The 18723-nt window shown below is 62.7% G+C and carries 15 protein-coding genes; all 15 read right to left on the bottom strand.

The genetic code is table 11. The annotated features are described in order from the left end of the window. Positions 1-4 precede the first annotated feature (4 nt). Positions 5-817, bottom strand: coding sequence for a crotonase/enoyl-CoA hydratase family protein (locus KI237_RS14155; RefSeq protein ID WP_212800345.1), 813 nt, complete (start codon positions 815-817; stop codon positions 5-7). Between the two features lie 214 nt (positions 818-1031). Beyond that, on the bottom strand, positions 1032-2522 hold the full coding sequence (locus KI237_RS14150) for an efflux transporter outer membrane subunit (RefSeq protein ID WP_212800344.1): 1491 nt from the start codon (positions 2520-2522) through the stop codon (positions 1032-1034). Beyond that, entirely contained in the window at positions 2519-5623 is a 3105-nt protein-coding gene (locus tag KI237_RS14145) for an efflux RND transporter permease subunit (protein ID WP_212800343.1), read from the bottom strand. Before KI237_RS14145 ends, KI237_RS14150 begins: the two co-directional genes overlap by 4 nt. Positions 5624-5783: 160 nt before the next feature. Beyond that, a complete protein-coding gene (locus tag KI237_RS14140) occupies positions 5784-8879 on the bottom strand; it encodes an MdtB/MuxB family multidrug efflux RND transporter permease subunit (RefSeq protein WP_212800342.1) in 3096 nt (1031 codons plus the stop codon). Beyond that, entirely contained in the window at positions 8876-10192 is a 1317-nt protein-coding gene (locus KI237_RS14135) for an MdtA/MuxA family multidrug efflux RND transporter periplasmic adaptor subunit (RefSeq protein WP_212800341.1), read from the bottom strand. The genes KI237_RS14140 and KI237_RS14135 overlap by 4 nt, the downstream gene beginning before the upstream one ends. Positions 10193-10384: 192 nt before the next feature. Beyond that, positions 10385-10885, bottom strand: a complete 501-nt coding sequence (tpx, locus tag KI237_RS14130) for a thiol peroxidase (RefSeq protein ID WP_212800340.1) — start codon at positions 10883-10885, stop codon at positions 10385-10387. A 115-nt stretch (positions 10886-11000) separates the two neighbouring features. Beyond that, positions 11001-11672: a DUF3313 domain-containing protein gene (locus tag KI237_RS14125; RefSeq protein WP_212800339.1), complete on the bottom strand. Its 672-nt coding sequence runs from the start codon at positions 11670-11672 to the stop codon at positions 11001-11003. A gap of 99 nt (positions 11673-11771) precedes the next feature. Further along, positions 11772-12269, bottom strand: coding sequence for a GNAT family N-acetyltransferase (locus tag KI237_RS14120; protein WP_212800338.1), 498 nt, complete (start codon positions 12267-12269; stop codon positions 11772-11774). Positions 12270-12555: 286 nt separating this feature from the next. Next, positions 12556-13536, bottom strand: coding sequence for a LysR substrate-binding domain-containing protein (locus KI237_RS14115; protein ID WP_212800337.1), 981 nt, complete (start codon positions 13534-13536; stop codon positions 12556-12558). A gap of 214 nt (positions 13537-13750) precedes the next feature. Beyond that, positions 13751-14695 carry a peptidylprolyl isomerase gene (locus tag KI237_RS14110; RefSeq protein ID WP_212800336.1) on the bottom strand — a complete coding sequence of 315 codons (945 nt, stop codon included), beginning with the start codon at positions 14693-14695 and terminating at the stop codon, positions 13751-13753. Next, on the bottom strand, positions 14692-15171 hold the full coding sequence (locus KI237_RS14105; RefSeq protein WP_212800335.1) for a YbjN domain-containing protein: 480 nt from the start codon (positions 15169-15171) through the stop codon (positions 14692-14694). Before KI237_RS14105 ends, KI237_RS14110 begins: the two co-directional genes overlap by 4 nt. 22 nt (positions 15172-15193) lie before the next feature. Then, positions 15194-15841 carry a DNA repair protein gene (locus tag KI237_RS14100; protein WP_212800334.1) on the bottom strand — a complete coding sequence of 216 codons (648 nt, stop codon included), beginning with the start codon at positions 15839-15841 and terminating at the stop codon, positions 15194-15196. A gap of 15 nt (positions 15842-15856) precedes the next feature. Further along, a complete protein-coding gene (locus KI237_RS14095; protein WP_212800333.1) occupies positions 15857-17548 on the bottom strand; it encodes a putative porin in 1692 nt (563 codons plus the stop codon). A 39-nt stretch (positions 17549-17587) separates the two neighbouring features. Further along, positions 17588-18292, bottom strand: coding sequence for an energy transducer TonB family protein (locus KI237_RS14090; protein WP_212800332.1), 705 nt, complete (start codon positions 18290-18292; stop codon positions 17588-17590). A 2-nt stretch (positions 18293-18294) separates the two neighbouring features. Continuing rightward, positions 18295-18720 (bottom strand): ExbD/TolR family protein, encoded by a 426-nt coding sequence (locus KI237_RS14085; protein ID WP_092348164.1) that lies wholly within the window; start codon positions 18718-18720, stop codon positions 18295-18297. Positions 18721-18723: the final 3 nt, after the last annotated feature.

Genomic DNA, 18723 nt, shown 5'->3' with positions numbered 1-18723 from the left:
TCAGTCAATCCAGAAATTCGGGTTTCTGTTTGCTCATATGGGCGGCCATGGCCCCGCGCAGGTCAGTCGATTGCAACATGGCGGCGTTCCAGGTGGCGACGTATTCCAGGCCGTCGTCGATGCGGTGGTCGCGCATGTAGCTGATCATTTCCTTGGTGCCGGTCACGGCAATCGGCGACTTGGCGGCAATTTCCCGGGCGATGCCCATCACGCCGTCGAGCAGGCTGGCGGTGTCACTGTAGACACGATTGACCAGGCCGATGCTGCGCGCTTCGTCGGCACCGAAGGTGCGCCCCGTATAAGCGAGTTCACGCAGCATGCCGTCCCCGATGATCCGGGGCAAGCGTTGCAATGTACCAACATCGGCGGCCATGCCGATATCGATCTCCTTGATGGAGAACTGGGCATCCTCGGCGGCATAGCGCATGTCGCACGCTGAAATCAGGTCGATGGCGCCGCCCAGGCAATAGCCCTGGATCGCGGCGAGTACCGGTTTGCGGCAATTGTCCACGGCGTTGAACGAAGCTTGCAGTTGCAGGATCTTGCGCCGCAGCAGCCGCGCATTGCGCCCCACATCCTTGCCCAGTTCGTTGGCCACGCCTGCCAGCATCATCAGGTCTATCCCCGAAGAAAAATGCTTGCCGGCGCCGCTGAGCACCACCACCCGTACGGCATCGGTGTCGTCGATCCATTGGAAGATCTCGATGATCTCGCTCCAGAACGCGGCGTTCATCGAATTGATCTTTTCCGGGCGATTGATCTGCACATGGGCAATGTTGTCTGCAAGTTCGACGCTGAACGCTTGGTATTGCGACATGGCAGTGATCCTTTACCGACTGAAAAGAAGCTTGAACTATAACAAGCCATCGCGACAGGACGTAGGCAGTGCATCGGCCAAAAGCGGGACTGACTCCACCGCAAGCCACTGTGGGAGCGAGCTTGCTCGCGATGGCTGCTGCTCAGTCAACATTTCTGCAAGCTGAACCACCGCTTCGCGAGCAAGCTCGCTCCCACAGGGACAGTGGTGGGTATCAGTGCGCTGCAGCTTGTTCGCTCGCCTGCATCTGCCCGTCCCATCCGCCGCCCAGCGCGGCGATCAACTGCACGCTGGCAATCAAGCGACTCTGTTGCAGGCTCAGCATGCTGCGTTCGTTGCTCAGCGCGGTGGCCTGGACGGTCACCACGTCGAGGTAGGCAATCAACCCGGCCTTGTACTGGTTTTGCGTCAAGCGCAGGGACTCGCGGGCGGCGTCCAGGGCTTCCTGGCGCACGCGGGCTTCGTCTTCCAGCACCTTGAGCTGGATCATGTAGTTTTCCACCTCGCGCAAGCCGTCAAGCACGGTCTGGCGATAGGTGGCGACGGTCTGGTCGTAGGCTGCGACGGTACGGTCGACCTCTGCCGAACGCTGGCCGCCATCGAACAGCGTCATCGCCAGTTGCGGCCCTACCGACCAGAAGCGGTTCGGCACGCTCACCCAGTTGTCGTAGGTACTGCTGCTGTAGCCGCCACTGAGGCTCAGGGTCAGGTCCGGGTAATAAGCGGCCTTGGCCACGCCGATATTGGCATTGGCGGCCATCACCGAGCGTTCTGCAGAGGCGATGTCCGGCCGGCGTTCGAGCAACTGCGACGGCAGCGCCACCGGGATCTGCGGCAGCGAGGGGATGTCCTGGGTCTCGGCCAGGTTGAATTCGGCCGGCGGCAGGCCGACCAGCACGGCAATGGCGTTTTCAAACTGGGCCCGTTGCCAGATCAGGTCGATCAGGTCGCCCTGGGTGGTCTTGAGCTGGTTTTGCGCCTGGGCCACCGCGTCCTTGCCGGAGACGCCGGCACGATACTGGTTCTCGGTCATTTTCAAGGAGCGCTGATAGTTGTCGACGGTGTTCTGCAACAGGCGCTTCTGTTCATCGATCACCCGCAACTGCAAGTAGTTCTGCACCAGCTCCGACTGCTGGCTCAGGCGCATCGCCGCCAGGTCGGCAAAACTGGCTTGGGCGCTCGCCTCGTCGGCTTCCAGGGTGCGGCGCAGCTTGCCCCACACGTCCGCCTCCCAACTGACGCCGGCCTGGGCGTTGTAGGTGTCGCGAATGCCGCTGGACGAACTGCTCAGGCTCGAACTGCTGCTGCCGGTGCCCTGGCTGGAGCGCGTCTTGCCAACGCTCAGGTCGACGGTGGGGAAAAATGCACCACGGGCATTGCGCACCAGCGCCCGGGCCTGCCGGTATTGGGCGTCGGCCTGGGCCACGGTCTGGTTGGACGCATTGAGCTTGTCCACCAGGCCATTGAGTTGCGCATCGCCGTACAGCTCCCACCAGGCGCCGCGGGCCAACGCATCGCTGGGGTTGGCCTGGCGCCAGCCCTGGGCCTCCTTGTATTGCACCGGGGCGCTAGCCTGGGGACGTTGATAATCCGGGCCGACGGCGCAGGCACTGAGCATCGCCACGCACAGCGCCAGGCTCAGCACCCGCGAGCCACGGGCGGTCGCCAGCATTGCGGCAAGATTGAAAGGCGAACGGTCGGTCATAGCGCAGTTTCCAGGGCAGCATCAGTGCGCACGCCACGCCAGCGATTGAAGCGATGGCGCAGCTTGTCGAGATAAAGGTAAACCACCGGGGTGGTGTAGAGCGTCAGTACCTGGCTGAACACCAATCCACCGATGATGGTCAGGCCCAATGGCTGGCGCATTTCCGAGCCTTCGGCGGCGCCGAGCAACAGCGGCAAGGCGCCAAGGATCGCCGCCAGCGTGGTCATCAGGATCGGCCGCAACCGCAGCAGGCAAGCGCTGCGGATCGACTCCAGTGGTGTCTGTCCGGCCCGTTCCAGTTGCAACGCCAGATCGATCATCAGGATGGCGTTTTTCTTCACCACGCCGATCAGCAGGAACAGCCCCAACAGCGAGATCAGGCTGAACTCGCCACCCAGCGCGTAGATCGACAGCAACGCGCCGACCCCGGCCGATGGCAACGTAGACAGGATGGTCAGAGGATGGATGTAGCTTTCATAGAGCACACCCAACACCAGGTACACCGCCAGCAACGCCCCAAGAATCATGAACGGCTGGCTTTTCTGGGTGGCGGCGAACGCATCGGCGGTGCCGGCCATTTTCGCGATGACATCCTCGGGCATCCCAACCTTGGCAAGCGCCCGCTCGATGGCCGCGGTGCCCTGCTCCACCGTGACACCTTCGGCCATGTCGAAGGAAATGCCCTCGGACGCGAACTGGCCTTCATGGCTGACCCGGTCGTCCTCCAGGCTGTTCTCGTAGTGGGCAATGGCCGACAGCGGTACGCGCGCGCCATCGGCGGTGATCACCTGGACCTGCTCGAGGGTACTCGGATCCTGGGCATACTTGGGATTGACCTCCATCACCACCTGGTACTGGTTGAGGCTGTCGTAGATGGTCGATATCTGCCGCTGGCTGTAGGCGTTGTTGAGCACCGCAGTGACCATGTCCATGTCGATGCCCAGGCGCTTGGCCTGGTCGCGGTCCACCACCAGCGTCACCTGCTGCGCCCCACCACCGTCGCGGGCATCGATGGCGGTCAGCTCCGGCAGGGCCCGGAAGGCCGCCACGACCTTGGGGTACCAGGTGCGCAGCGACGCCAGGTCCGCGCTTTGCAGGATGTAGGAATACTGCGAGGTGGTCTGCTCGCGACCGCCACCGAACTGCAAGTCCTGGTCGGCCATCAGCATCAACTGAGCGCCAGGGACCTTGGGCATTTCTTTACGAAGGCGCTCGATGACCTTTTGTGCAGAAATATTGCGTTCCTTGATCGGCTTGAGGCGCACCAGCATGAAGGCGTTGTTGGTGCCGTTGTTACCACCGATGAAACCGGCGACGCTTTGCACCGCCTCGTCCTTGAGCACGGCGCGGCGGAAGATTTCCATCTTCGGCTGCATCACGTTGAAGGACAGCCCATCGTCGCCACGCACAAAACCGATCAGTTGGCCGGTGTCCTGCTGTGGCATGAAGGTTTTCGGCACCACCACATACAACGCGACGTTCACGCCGATGGTCACCAGCAGGCTCAGCAGGGTCAGGCGTCGATGGCGCAGTACCCAGTCCAGGCTAATGGCGTAACCACGGACCATTCGTTCATTGAGGCGCTGACTCCAGCGCTGCAGGCGGTTTTCCTGCCCCGGCACGTGAGGTTTGAGCCAGCGGGCGCAGAGCATCGGCGTGAGGGTCAGCGAGACCACCAGTGAGACCACGATGGACGCCGCCAGGGTAATGGAGAATTCGCGGAACAGGCTCTCGATGATCCCGCCCATGAACAGGATCGACAGGAACACCGCCACCAGCGAGACGTTCATCGACAGCAAGGTGAAACCCACCTCTTCGGCCCCCCTGTACGCTGCCGTCATAGGAGGGACGCCTTCGTCGATATGCCGGGAGATGTTCTCCAGCACCACGATGGCATCGTCCACCACCAACCCGGTCGCCAGGATCAACGCCATCAACGACAGGTTGTTCAGGGAGAAACCGTACAGGTACATCACCGCAAACGTGCCCACCAGCGACACCGGCACGGCCAGGGTCGGGATCAGGGAGGCACGGAAGTTACCGAGGAACAGGAACACCACCAGCACCACCAGGGCGACGGCGATCAGCAGGGTCATTTCCGCTTCATGCAGGGTGGCCTTGATCACGGGCGAGCGGTCCATGGCCAGGTTCAGCTTGACGTTGGCCGGCAGCACGGCCTGCAACGCCGGCAACTGCGCCTTGATTTCATTGACCGTCTCGATGATGTTGGCCCCGGCCTGGCGGTTGATCACCAGCAACACGGCGGCATCGTTGTTGAAGAAGCCGCTGTTGTAGCGATCCTCGACGCTGTCGGTAACTTTCGCCACGTCCTTGAGCCGCAATACCGAACCATCCTGGTAACGGATGACCAGCGTTTCGTAGTCCTTGGCCTTCTCCAACTGATCGTTGGCCTGGACCTGCCACATTCGCTGATCGTCCTCCACCGACCCCTTGGGCCGGCGCACGTTGCTATCGGCAACCGCGGTGCGCACGTCATCGAGGGCCACGCCGTACTGGTTGAGCAGATGCGGCTCCAGTTCGATGCGCACCGCCGGCAACGAGCTGCCGCCAATCTGTACCTCGCCGACGCCCGATACCTGCGACAGGCTCTGGGACAGGATGGTCGACGCCAGGTCGTAGAGCTGGCCTTTTTTCAACACATCCGAGGTCAGCGACAACACCATGATCGGCGCCTGGGACGGGTTGACCTTCTTATAGGTCGGCATACTGCGCATGCCGCTGGGCAACAGGTTGCGCGACGCATTGATGGCCGCCTGCACTTCCCGGGCGGCACCGTTGATGTCACGGTCCAGGTCGAATTGCAGGATGACGCGGGTAGAGCCCTGGCTGGAACGGCTGCTCATGGTGTTGACCCCGGCGATGGCGCCGAAGGAGCGTTCCAGGGGCGTAGCCACCGTCGAAGCCATCACCTCGGGGCTGGCCCCTGGCAGGTTGGCCTGGACCACGATCACCGGGAAATCCATTTGCGGCAGCGGCGAAACCGGCAAAAGGCCGAAGCACACGCCACCGAGCAGCACGATGGCGAAGCTCAGGAGCATGGTCGCCACCGGGCGCCTGATGAACGGGCCGGAGAGGTTCATTGGCTGCCGCTCCGTGCTTCAGGCGCGCGGCTGTCGTGGCGAGGGAGCTTGCTCCCGCTTGAGTGCGCAGCACTCACAAAAGGGGCCGCTACGCAGCCCAGCGGGAGCAAGCTCCCTCGCCACAAAAAGCCTCCATGTCCCAGGATTCCGGACGCGGCCATCATACCTGGACCTCTTTCGCTTCCGGTCGGGCGAACCGGCGTCCCAGTCGATCGAAATACAGGTAGATCACCGGCGTGGTGAACAACGTCAATACCTGGCTCACCAACAACCCACCCACCATCACCAAGCCCAGGGGCTGGCGCAGTTCGGCGCCGGAGCCGGTGGCGAACATCAGCGGTATGGCACCGAACAAGGCCGCCAGGGTGGTCATCAGAATCGGCCGGAAGCGCAGCAGCGCAGCCTGGTAGATCGCCGTCTGCGGGTCGACGCCCTGGTTGCGTTCAGCGTCGAGGGCGAAGTCGATCATCATGATCGCGTTCTTCTTGACGATGCCGATCAGCAGGATGATGCCGATGATCGCGATCATGCCCAGGTCATTGCCGCTGAGGATCAAGGCCAGCAAGGCGCCAATGGCCGCCGAGGGCAAGGTGGAAAGAATGGTGATCGGGTGGATATAGCTTTCGTACAGCACGCCCAGGACGATGTACATGGTCACCACCGCCGCCAGGATCAGCAGCAAAGTACTCGACAGCGAGGCCTGGAACGCCTGGGCCGCGCCCTGGAACTCGGTCTGCACACCCAACGGCATGCCGATGTCCTGCTGGACCTTCTCGATCACATCCACCGCATGCCCCAGGGCCACGCCCGGCGCGAGGTTGAACGACATCATGACCGCTGGAAACTGGCCGATGTGGGCAATCGCCAGTTGCGCCTGGCGTTCTTCGACCCGGGCCAGGCTCGATAGCCGCACCTGTCCGCCCTCGGTGGTCTTGACGTGAACCTGGTCCAGCGCCTGCGGCCCGATCCGCTCCCCGGCCTGGGCTTGCAACACCACGCGGTACTGGCTGGCCTGGGTGTAGATGGTGGAAATCTGCCGCTGGCCGAAAGCGTCATACAGCGCATCGGTGATGTTCGACACCGAGACGCCCAGGCGCGAGGCAGCGTCGCGGTCGATGACCAGGTAAACCTGCAAACCCTTGTCCTGCAGGTCGCTGGCCACATCGGTCAGTTCCGGCTGCCGGGCCAGGGCCTCGACCAGCCGACCGCTCCAGAGGCTGAGCAACTCGGCGTCCGGCGACGACAGGCTGAACTGGTACTGGGTACGACTGACCCGATCCTCGATGGTCAGGTCCTGCACCGGTTGCATGAACAGGCGAATGCCCACCAATCGGTCCAACTGCGGTTGCAAGCGGGCAATGATCTGGGTGGCGCTGTCGTCCCGTTCGCTGTGGGGCTTGAGGTTGATCAGCAGGCGACCGCTGTTGAGCGTGGCATTGTCGCCGTCCACACCGATATAGGACGACAAGCTCTCCACCGCCGGGTCGGCGAGGATCACTTTCGCCAGTTGCTGCTGGCGCTCGCTCATGGCGGCAAAGGAGATCGATTGCGGTGCCTCGGAGATGCCCTGGATCACGCCGGTGTCCTGCACCGGGAAGAACCCCTTGGGCACGGCCAGGTACAGCACCACCGTCAGCACCAGGCTACCCACCGCCACCAGCAGGGTCAGCGGCTGATGCTTGAGCACCCACTGCAACTTGCGACCGTAGGCGGCGATCAACCAGTCGATCCAGGCGCCGCTGGCGCGGTAGAAACGCCCCTGCTCTTCTTCCTTAGGCTCGCGCTTGAGCAACCGCGCGCACATCATCGGCGTCAAGGTCAGGGACACCACCAGGGAAATCAGGATCGCCACCGCCAGGGTAATGGCGAACTCACGAAACAACCGCCCCACGACGTCAGCCATGAACAGCAGCGGAATCAGCACCGCGATCAGCGACAGCGTCAGGGAAATCAACGTGAAGCCGATCTGCTTCGCGCCCTTGAGCGCGGCCTGCAGCGGGCTGTCGCCCTCCTCGATGAAGCGGGCGATGTTCTCCAGCATGACAATGGCATCGTCCACCACGAAACCGGTGGCGATGGTCAAGGCCATCAGGGTCAGGTTGTTGATGGAGAAACCGGCCAGGTACATCACGCCAAAGGTGCCGATCAGCGACAACGGCACGGCCACCGACGGGATGATCGTGGCACTGACCCGGCGCAGGAACAGGAACGTCACCATGACCACCAGGACGATGGCGATCAGCAATTCATGCTGCACGTCGGTGACCGAAGCGCGGATGGTCTGGGTGCGGTCGGTCAGCACGGTGACATCCAGGCCGGCCGGCAGGTTGTCGGTAATGCTCGGCAGAAGGGCCTTGATCCGGTCCACCACCTCGATGACATTGGCCCCCGGCTGGCGCTGGATGTTCAGCAGCACGGCCTGGTTTTCGTTGGCCCAGGCGGCAAGGCGTTCGTTTTCGGCGCCGTCAACGATCTGTGCCACGTCCTTGAGCCGCAACGGCGCGCCGTTGGCGTAGGCCAGGATCAGTTCGGCGTAGTCCTTGGGCGAGGTCAACTGGTCGTTGGCGTCGAGCATCGAGACTCGTGTCGGGCCGTCGAAATTGCCCTTGGGCTGGTTGACGTTGGAAGCGCCGATCAATGTGCGCACATCGGCCAGGTTCAGGCCGTTGGCCGCCAAGGCCTCGGGATTGACCTTGATTCGCACGGCCTGGCGCTGGCCGCCGGCGATGGTGACCATGCCGACGCCGCTGATCTGGGCGATTTTCTGCGCCATGCGGGTGTCCACCAAGTCGTTGAGCTTGGGCAGCAGCATGGTCTTGGAGGTGATGGCCAGGGTCAACACCGGGGTGTCGGCCGGATTGACCTTGTTGTACACCGGCGGCGCAGGCAGGTCCTTGGGCAGCAGGTTGGTGGCCGCGTTGATCGCGGCCTGCACCTGCTGCTCGGCGACGTCCATGTTGATGTCGAGGTTGAAGCGCAGGGTAATCACCGACGCGCCACCGGAACTGGTGGAGGCCATTTGCGTCAGGCCTGGCATCTGCCCGAACTGGCGCTCCAGGGGCGCGGTGACGGCGCTGGTCATCACGTCGGGACTGGCGCCCGGGTACAGGGTCATCACGCGGATGGTCGGGTAATCGACCTGGGGCAGCGCCGACACCGGCAGCAGCCGATAGGCGATCAAGCCGGCCAGGATGATCGCCAGCATGCTCAGGGTGGTGGCGACCGGGCGAAGGATGAACAGCCGCGAGAGATTCATGCGCCGCCCTTTTTCGCCTTGTCGGCCGCAGCCGGCTCAGTGGGGGCCGCTGCGGACTTGCCCTGCAGGTGCTCGGTCGGCGTGGTGGGCACTTCCTGGCTGTCGCTGACCACTTCCACTTCGCTGCCTTCCTTCAAGCGATCGGTGCCTTCGAGCACCACCCGGTCGCCGGCGGCCAGGCCTTCGGTGACCACGGTATTGGCACCGTCGCTGGCGCCGATCTTCAGCTTTTTGAGGGTGACCTTCTTGTCGCCATCCAGGGCATAGACGAAGGTGCCATTGGTGCCGAACTGAATGGCCGCCGTCGGTGCCAGGGTCACGCCTTTGAGGGTGTCGGCCAGCAGGCGGACATTGACGAACTGGTTGGGGAACAGCGACTGGTCGCGGTTCTCGTAGCGGGCCTTGAACTTCAAGGTGCCAGTGGTGACATCGATCTGGTTGTCCAGGCTTTGCAGCACACCGCTGGCCTGCAGCTTCACATCGCCCCGGTCCCAGGCCTCGACGGGCAGTTTCGCCCCGCTGCGGTAACGGGCGAGTACCGTGTCGAGGTTGTTTTCCGGCAAGGTGAACACGACGTTGATGGGTTGGGTCTGGGTGATGACTGCCAGGGCCGTGGTGTCGTTGGCCGCCACCAGATTGCCGATATCCAGTTGCCGCAAGCCTACGCGACCGGTAATCGGCGCGCGGATCTTGGTGAATTCGAGGTTGAGCTTGGCGTCGTTGACTGCCGCTTGGTTGGTCTTGACCGTGCCCTGGTACTGGCCGACCAGCGCAGCGGCGGTGTCGAGGGTCTGCTTGGCAATACTGTCTTCGGCGTACAGACCGCGATACCGCTCAAAGTCTACCTGGGCATTTTTCAACTGGGCCTGGTTCTGCAACAGCGTGCCTTCGGCCTGGAGCAAGGCATTCTGGTACGGGCGCGGGTCGATCTCGGCCAACAAGTCCCCGGCCTTGACCATCTGCCCCTCTTCGAAGGCGATCTTGACCAGTTCGCCGCCCACGCGGCTGCGCACGTTGATGGTATTGAGGGCCGTGACCGTGCCCAGCGCCTTGAAGTACAGCGGGAAATCCCCGGTCACCGCCGGCGCCACCCGTACCGGAATCGGCCCCGTCGCCCCACCGAACCCTGGCCGCATGCCACCCGAGCGCCCCACGTGCCCCGCCGCGGCTTTATCCCCTGCCCCAGGCTTCTGCGCCGAGCCACTGGGCCAGAACTTCCAGGCCAGCGCCGCGACGACCAATACGATGAACAGGCCGAACAGCCAGCGGCGGGAATTGCGGGAAACAGAGGATTGCATGGAGTGATCAACCATTGGGCGCGTGGACTTCTTTTTACGGGAGGCTGAACGATAAGCACTGTCAGGTATTTAGCAAAGCGCCTTTACCGGCAATTTACGTTGGGCTTACCTTTCGGATAGTCGACTAAGGCCTTGAAGCACAAAAGAAAACGGCCTGGACAAAGCCAGGCCGTTAACAATTGTAATAAATACCTTATTTCATTCCACTTATTTCAGAACAGCCAGGGCAGCGTCGTAGTTCGGCTCTTCACCGATTTCCTTGACCAGCTCGCTGTGCAGCACGGTGTCGTTTTCGTCCAGCACCACCACGGCACGGGCGGTCAGGCCTTTCAGCGGGCCATCAGCGATTGCCACGCCGTAGTCCTGGATGAACTCGGCACCGCGCAGGGTCGACAGGTTCTGAACGTTTTCCAGGCCTTCGGCGCCGCAGAAACGCGCCTGGGCAAATGGCAGGTCGGCGGAGATGCACAGCACCACAGTGTTGGTCAGGCCGTTGGCCTGGGCATTGAACTTGCGCACGGAGGTGGCGCAGGTCGGCGTGTCGACACTTGGGAAAATGTTCAGCACTTTGCGCTTGCCGGCGAAGTCTTTCAGGGAAACGTCCGACAGATTGCCGGCAACCAGGGAAAAGGCTGGCGCCTTGGAGCCGGCTTGTGGCAACTGGCCGTTGACTTGGACCGGGTTGCCTTTGAGGGTGACTGTAGCCATGAACGGATTCCTTCTGACAGGTTTGAAAAGATGAAGGCCGGAGTTAACCATGAAATGGGGCTGCGACCTATGCCCGGACATAAAAAGACATGACGTCCACAGGAGACATCCGTGGCTATTTAGCCTTGAACTTCAGAAACGACTGATGCAAATCCGACGCCCAGCCATCGATGACCCCTTTGACGTCATCGGGTTTCATGACTTGGGACTCGCTGGACAACGGTTTGCCCGTGCCTTTGCGCACCACCTGGGCGACCACTGCGTTGTTGCCTCCGTCGAGAAAAACCGCTTCGGTGCCCAAGGTGGTTTCCTGGTCGCGAATGCCGCTGGCCGTGCTGACTGCGGCCGCCACCAGCGCAATCGGGATCACCTCATAAGGTTTCAAGCCTTCGGTCTTGCTGCCGACAGCCGTGATGGCCGCCCGCATCACCAATACACCCGGCCCTGGAGCTGTCGCCAGGGGCAAGGATTTTCCCGCTTCCCGCTTGAGGGCCTGATCGTAATAACCGGTGATACCCGACAGCGTAGCCTGAGGGATCTTCACGGTGGGCTGCGCTTTGGGGTAAAGCTGTGTCGGCTCGATATAGAGACTGGTGTACTTGCCCGGGTCGATCTTCGGGTCGACCCAACGCATCACCTCGGCCCCCGACGGCGACTTCTCTTCCTTGAGCCGGCTGTAATCACCCAGGAACCCGGAGTACTCATCCGGCTGGGTGACTTTGCTGGAGCAACCCGCCAAAGCGAGCGAGGCGATGCAAACCGTGCCGATCGTCGACAAAAACTTCATGCTGTCACTCCTGTAAGCCACACGCGGCGGGGCCGGAACTACAGGTATAGACAATGGACAGGTTTTTGCCTGTTCTGATTTGCCCGCGCGCTGGGCCCTTCAGCGCAACCGCGCCATCGCCAGCGTGTCCACCCAGCGACCGTCACGCACGGCATAGTCGCGCATCAGGCCTTCGGTTTCGAAGCCAAACTTGCGGTACAGCCCGATGGCCGCTTCGTTGTCGGCGTAGACCGTCAACTCGACCCGCCGCAGATTCATCCAGTTGTCCGCGACATCCAGCGCCGCAGCCAGCAGCATCGAGCCCACGCCCTTGCCCTGCCAGGCGACAGCCACACCCATGCCGAGACTGCCGCAATGGGCACGACGCACGCGGGAAAACTGCTCCAGCCCCAGGTTGCCGATAACTTCACCCTCGTGCAGGGCCACCAGTTTCAACAAGCGTTCATCATCCATCGCCAGGCGCTTGCGCCAGATTTCGGTGGACTGGAAAGGCATCTGCAGCACTTGGCGCGTCACCGCCGGATCGTTGTAGAGCGCGGTGACACCGGCGACGTGGGCTTCAGAGAAACGTTCGAGGGTGATCGAAGACTCGGTCATGAGGGCTCCTTCCTGGAGGCGCGACAAGGCCGAGCACTATAAGCCGCGTCAGGCTGCGGGGGAAACCTGTGGGTCAGTTGCGGTGATACCGGATGTGCCGGCCTCATCGCGAGCAAGCTCACTCCCACAATGAGCCTTGTACCGAACACGTGATTTATCTCCACTGAAGATCCAGGGTGGGAGCGAGCTTGCTCGCGATGAGGCCCTTTCAGTCGGCATTTGATGTTGAATGAACGACCGCTATCGCGAGCAAGCTGACTCCCACGGGGGTTACGCCCTGTTTCGGTTAGGTCTGGAACCAGTCCCGGCGTTCATCCAGTGCGTGATGGATCAGCTCGACGAGCATCCGTACCTCTGGCGCACCTTCGGCCTGGGCATTGACGGCCATCCATAGGTGCCGCTGCATCGGCATGCCGAACACTTGCGGCAATGCCACCAAGCCTCGGTCGAAACGGCTCATGTACTGCGGCAACAGGCCGATGCAGGCGCTGCAGCGAATCATTTCCAGCATCAATTCGTAGGATTGCACCTGCACCACACCGGCCCGGCGTTGTTCTATCAGGGCGTTCCACGGGGCGAAGCCATCCACGCGTCGGTCCGCCTGCCATTGCACCAACATGTAGTCGTTCAGATCGTCCAGGCAATCCGGGCGCGTGGCCGGTCGCGAGTAGCGCTTGGCGATGTGCGGCACATAGTCCAGCCGCGCCAGTCGATCCGCTGACAACGTGGCGAAGCTTGGCCCTGGCGCCGACGCATGGGCGTCACTCAACCAGAGCACAAGGTCGGCGCTGACGGCTTGCAGTGCCAGTTCACTGTCAAGGGTGATGATCTGCAGTCGCACGCTGGCATTGCGCCGCAGCAATGCGATCAGGTCGCGTCCCAGGATGTCATGCAGAATCGACTCGGCCACGGCGAGGCGAATCAAGGGTTGATCGTTCAGCGGCGGCGCGCTTTCGTGGGCCAGAGTGATCAATCGAGCCTGCAACTGCCGGCCCTCCCGGGTGAGGGTCAAGGCGCTGCCCTGGAAGCTGAACAGCGAGCGTTGCAACCGCGCCTCCAGCTGCGCCAACTGCTTGCGCAGCCAGGTCGCCTTGACGTTGAGGCTACGGGCCGCTTGCATGAAGCAGCCGCAACGGGCACTGACCAGGAAACACTGCGCCACCTGCGGTTCAATAACGCCGGCCAATGTCAGCCAGGGATCAGGGACATGCAACGGCGTGCGGTATGCGGTGACAGCCTGGCGTCCTGCGGGCTCGGTGAAACTCATGGGTGACTCCCTGTCGGTTTTACGAATACGTAGGGCTGCGCGAGTCTTCCAGACAACGCTGCGCCCTGTGGCGAGGGAGCTTGCTCCCGCTGGGTTGCGCAGCAACCCCAAAACTTCTACCGGGTTCTCACTGAAGAACTGCGGTCAATTCGTGAGGGCTGCTACGCAGCCAGCGGGAGCAAGCTCCCTCGCCACGGGTTGGGTGTGGACCTGCTTAAAGCCCCTCCTCCAGCACCTTGCTCAACTGCGCGCCATCGATGCTCAACGTGGCCGTGTCGAGCATGCCGTCCAGGTAGGCTTTGGCGATCTGCTCCTGGCGCTGGGCGCGCAGCGCCTGGGTCAGGCGTTCGCGGACTTCGTCCAGGGTCGCTTCCCGAGACGGCTGTTGTTCGGTGAGCTTGATGACATGGAACCCCGCCGGGCTCTGCACCGGGTCCGACACCGCGCCAATCTTCAGACGTGCCACCGCCTCACGCACCGGCGGGACCAGTTGCTGCAACGGCTGGAAACCGCTGTCACCGCCACGCTCGGCACTGCTGCGATCTTGGGAAAAACGGCTGGCCAGGGCGGCAAATTCAGCGGGTGACGCCTGGGCCTTTTTACTCAGTTCCAGCGCTTGCCGGCGCACCGCCTCCACGGTTTGCGGTTCGGTGGCGGCCAGGAAAATCTGGCTGACACGGTACAACGCCGGCGCGGTCCAGTTGGCTTTTCCGGCGTCGTAAGCCTGCTTCAACTCGTCTTCACTGGGATACCCGGCCGGCACCTGGCTGACCGACTGCAAGTAGTCGCGAAACACAATCTGCTCCGCCGCCGCCCGCATCTGGCGCTCCACCTCCGGGCGCTGGCGCCAGCCCTGGGCGTCGGCCTGCTCCAACACGGCTTTTTCCGCCAGGCGGGCACGGATCCAGCCTTCCAGCGCAGCCCGATTGCTGCGCATTTGCTGACGAACCTCGGGGGCCAGTGCGGCCAGCAATGTCTTCAGTTCTTCGGGACTGACGTGCTGGTTGCCCAACTGGGCCAGGCTCGGCGAATCGGCTGAAACGACGCTGACAGTCTGTACCGCCGCGACCGGATTGCTTCCCGGGCGCAGGCCCAGCACCAGCGCCACGGCGAGTAGGCCCAGCGCTGCGGCGCTGATGACGAAGGTCGGCTTTTTCACGATGCAACGGCCTCCTCCGATGGCACCTCGACGGGCTCGCCAGGGGTTTGCAGGCGCGCTGCGTTCTGGCTGTACTCACGCAGGTAGACAATGAACTCCTGCAGCAGGCGATCCCACAGTTCCAGGTGGCTGCGCAAATGATCGGCGCTCACGCCTGCCGCGACCACCACGTCCATTTCCATCACCAGGAATTCACCCTGCAGCGACAACCGGGCGAAGCGACGTGAAGCGTTCCACAACGCCACCAAACCAGCTGGCAACTCGCCCTGTACCCGCAAGGCACAGCTGAAGGTGAAGTCCAGGTATTGGCCCGCTGTCGGCGCAGGATTGCCCAAACGCACCGCAAAGCCGATGCCCTGGCTGGCGCTAAGCAGTTGCACGATGCCGTTCTGCTCGGTTTCGTTGACCCGATAGCCCGCGGCCTGCAACCACTCGGTCAGGGATTTTGCACCGACGTATTCAATCATTGAGGTCATGCTCGCTGCTTCCTTGTGCTGTTCAGTGAGTGATCGAGGCCTGGGGCGCATCGAAACGGTTCTTGTAGAGATCATCGCCAAAGCCTTGCGCCAGCTCTTCGAAACGCACCCGGGCCTTGGCCGCGAACGGTTGGCGGATTTTCATGATGTCGGTCACATCGATGGTTTCGTAGGCATGCAGCAACGTCTTGGCGACTTCGTACATTTGCTGATTCTTGACCGAACATTGCTGCACTTGTGTGTCACGCTCGGTCAATTGCACCGCCAGGCGGGCGCGCTCGGTCTCTTTGCCACGGGCCAAGGCCAACAGTTCTTCGTAGGCTTTCTTGAACTTGTCGACCTGCTCGTTGCTGGCCGCCACCTGGGCCTGGGCCTGGTTTTGCAGGTTTTGCTGGTGCCCGGCCAGTTGTTCGGCCAGGGCCTGGGCCTTGGCCAACTGCGCGGTCAACTGCTTGATCTGCGCCTGGGCTTCTTTGGCCTGGCTCTCGGCAGCCTGACGCGCGGCGCTGGCCTGGGCCTGCTCGCTTTGCAGGGCCTGCAACTGGGCGGTGGTGCTGCGCAGTTGTGCCCGCAGCCGCTCTTCCAGGCCTTCGCCGTGCGCCATGCCGCTGAGCAGCACGCCCAGCATCAGCAACGCAGCCGGGCATGGGTATTTGGCTCGCCTTTTCATGAGGCCTCCCTGCGCTTAGAAGCGCGTGTTGATTTCAAGCTGCAAGACATCAATGTCGTACGGCGCGCCGTACACCGCTTCGGAACTCAACCAGCGACCGGTGGCAAAGACGTTGCTCGCCAGGCCGTAGTTGCCGCCCAGGAAATAACCCTTGGCGTTGGTGCCCCCCAGGTGGAATGACGAATCGTTGAAGCCGTCCGGCAAGGCGTCCGGCTGGATGTACTTGTAGCCGGCGAACAGGTTCCAGTCGCCCTCGCGCTTGAGCTCCAGGGAGTTGCCCAGGGTGAACTGGAGCATCCAGGCGTTGGCGCCGCTTTCCACCTCGCCATCGCCGTTCAGGTTGTTGGCAAATTGCCCTGCGGAGCGCTTGCGCATCTCGCCCTCGTCGTAGCCCAGGTTGTGGACGTAGTGGGCCTGGCTGCGCAGCTTCAGGTCCTGGGGCAGATCGGTGTCCCAGGCCAGGTTCAGGTCCAGCAGGTTGAATTGCGAAGCCAGGCCGACGTATTGCGGCTGTGGCGTGGTGGATGGGTTGAGCGGATTGGGCGCGATGTCGCGCAGCAGGAACACGGTGTTGCCCTTTTGCATGAACGCCACCCGCGAACCGTCGCTGTCGCAGCCTGGGTCACCGGCCCAAGGCTGGCACGGCGAAGAGCGCTGGCCTTCAATGTCGTCGAAGCGGTAATAGGCCATGGCCCCCTTGATCCGGTTGCTGTCGTTGATGGCCCAGTTGGCCCCCAGTTGCGCACCGTACAACCACTTGTTGTCGCTCTCTTCCTTGTCGCTGCCATTGCTGGTGCTGGTGTCGTTGGTGTACTCCACCGGGAACGCACCGACGGTGCCGAACACGCCCCAGTCCTGATTGAGCTTGTGGTTGAAATTCGCCGCCACGCCATCGAAGTTCAGGTCACCGGAGTACAACAGGTCGGTGGAGAAAAACGGGTTGGCGAAACGCCCACCGGTCAGGGTCAATTCGTCCGAGGGCTTCCAGGTCAGGTAGCCCTGGTCGAGCCAGATGTCTTTTTTGCCAAAGCCGCCACCGAGGGTCTGGGTGGTGGACACCGGGTTGTTGTCCGAGCCGGTGCCAATGCGAATGCCCGCCGTCCATTGCGGGGCAATCACGGCCTTCATGCCCAGGCGTGCGCGCAGACGGAACAGGTTCTCGCGGTCTTCACGGGTGTTGAGCAACGGCGGCAGGCTGGAGCTGCTGTTGGGGTTGACGTCGTAGGGGCCTTTATCATTGAGCCGGGCGAAGTCGACGATTTCGTTGCTGTTGGTGCCCGAGTAATAGCGCGACTCATCCCGCAGGCGAATGTCGCCATCGAAACTGATGCGCGAGACCCAATCCGGGAAGGTGTTGGGCTGGGCCCAGTTTTCCTGCTTGGCGGTGGCCATGACTTCGGCCTTGACCTGGTCGCGAATCTGCTCACGCACGATGTTCGGCACGTATTGCACCCGCACGTCCCCCGGCGCACCGGCCGGCGTTGCGGCCACCGCCGTGGCCGCCTGACGGGCCTGCACGGCTTCCCGCTCGGCCTGGGCGATCAAACCATCGGCCTGGTCCTGCTTCAATACGCCCTGCTGCACCAGCAGGCGGATCAGATTGATCGTGGCGTTTTCCGAAGGCGCCGCGGCGGCGACCGCGTGCCCGGCCAGGCCCAGGACCACCAGGCCGATCGCCCACGACAATCGATTCACATTGGAAATCATCTGCACACAACTCCTGTTGGCGAACTTTCAAATAGTCGGTTAACCCGGACGCCGTCCCTGCAAGGACAGGCGCACGGGCAAAGTCAGAGAGGCCGGTGGCCGTTCACTCAAATGGGGCGCGGCACGCAGGGCGGAAATCACTTGCTCATCCACTTGCGGGTTGCCACTGGACTTGATCAGCTCGACCCGGGTGATTTCGCCCACGGCACTGAGCCAGACGTCGGCCTGCAGCGAGAACGCCAGGCTGCGCAGGTCAGGGTTCTCCCGCAGCAAGCGCTGGAAGGTGAAGGCCAGGAACTGGCTGTAGGTGCCATTTCCCAGCCGGCCACCGCCCGCTCCCGCCATGCCGCCACCCTTGCCCGCGCCGATGTTGAACGCGTCGTTGCCAGACTGGGCGTCGCCGTCCATCTGCATCGGGTTCGCCAGGTCATCCACCGGTGACGGCGGCGCTTCTTCCTCGGGCTTGACCTCTTCGGGTTCCGGGGTCGGCTCTGGCTCGACCACCTTTTCCTCGACCTGGGGTTCCGGCTCCTTGGGTTTTTCCGGCGGTGGTGGGGGCGGAGGCGGCAGCGGGATGATGGTCGGCACTTTCGGCGCTTCGCGACGTACGCCACTCATGTCGTTGGCCCACTGCCACAGCAGCCAAGCCGCCACGGCGCCGAGCAGCAGGCCGGCAGCCCACTTGAGCAGGCGCAACGGCGAGGTCTTCACGGGAGGCGGATCGATGGGAAGTCTGGCGGTCATGGTCAGCCCTGGCTCGGTTTGCCGGTCACAAGGCCGACCTGGGACAATTCCAGGCGCCGCAACAGGTCCAGCACCTCAATGACTTTTTGGTACTGCACCGTCGCGTCGCCGCGCACGATGATCGGGAAGTCCGGATTCTGGGCTTTCTCGATGCGCAGGCGCTCTTCCAGCTCGGCCAGGGTCACCGGGTAGGCGTCGAGGAACACCTGGCCGCCGTCATTCACCGAAATCGCCTTGGTCTTGGCTTCGGACAACGACACCGAGGCGCTGGCCTTGGGCAGGTTGATCTGGATACCCGACACCTGGGCCGTGGCGGTGAGGATGAACATCACCAGCACCACCATGAGCACATCCACCAGCGGCGTGATGTTGATGCTATCGACTGCGGCATCATCGTCGTCATCGTGTGACGCGTTTACGCTAGCCATGGC

The sequence above is a fragment of the Pseudomonas sp. St316 genome, assembly GCF_018325905.1.
Classification (GTDB): Bacteria; Pseudomonadota; Gammaproteobacteria; order Pseudomonadales; family Pseudomonadaceae; genus Aquipseudomonas.
Note: the sequence above shows the minus strand (reverse complement) of the source record. Positions and strands in the feature narration are given on the sequence as shown.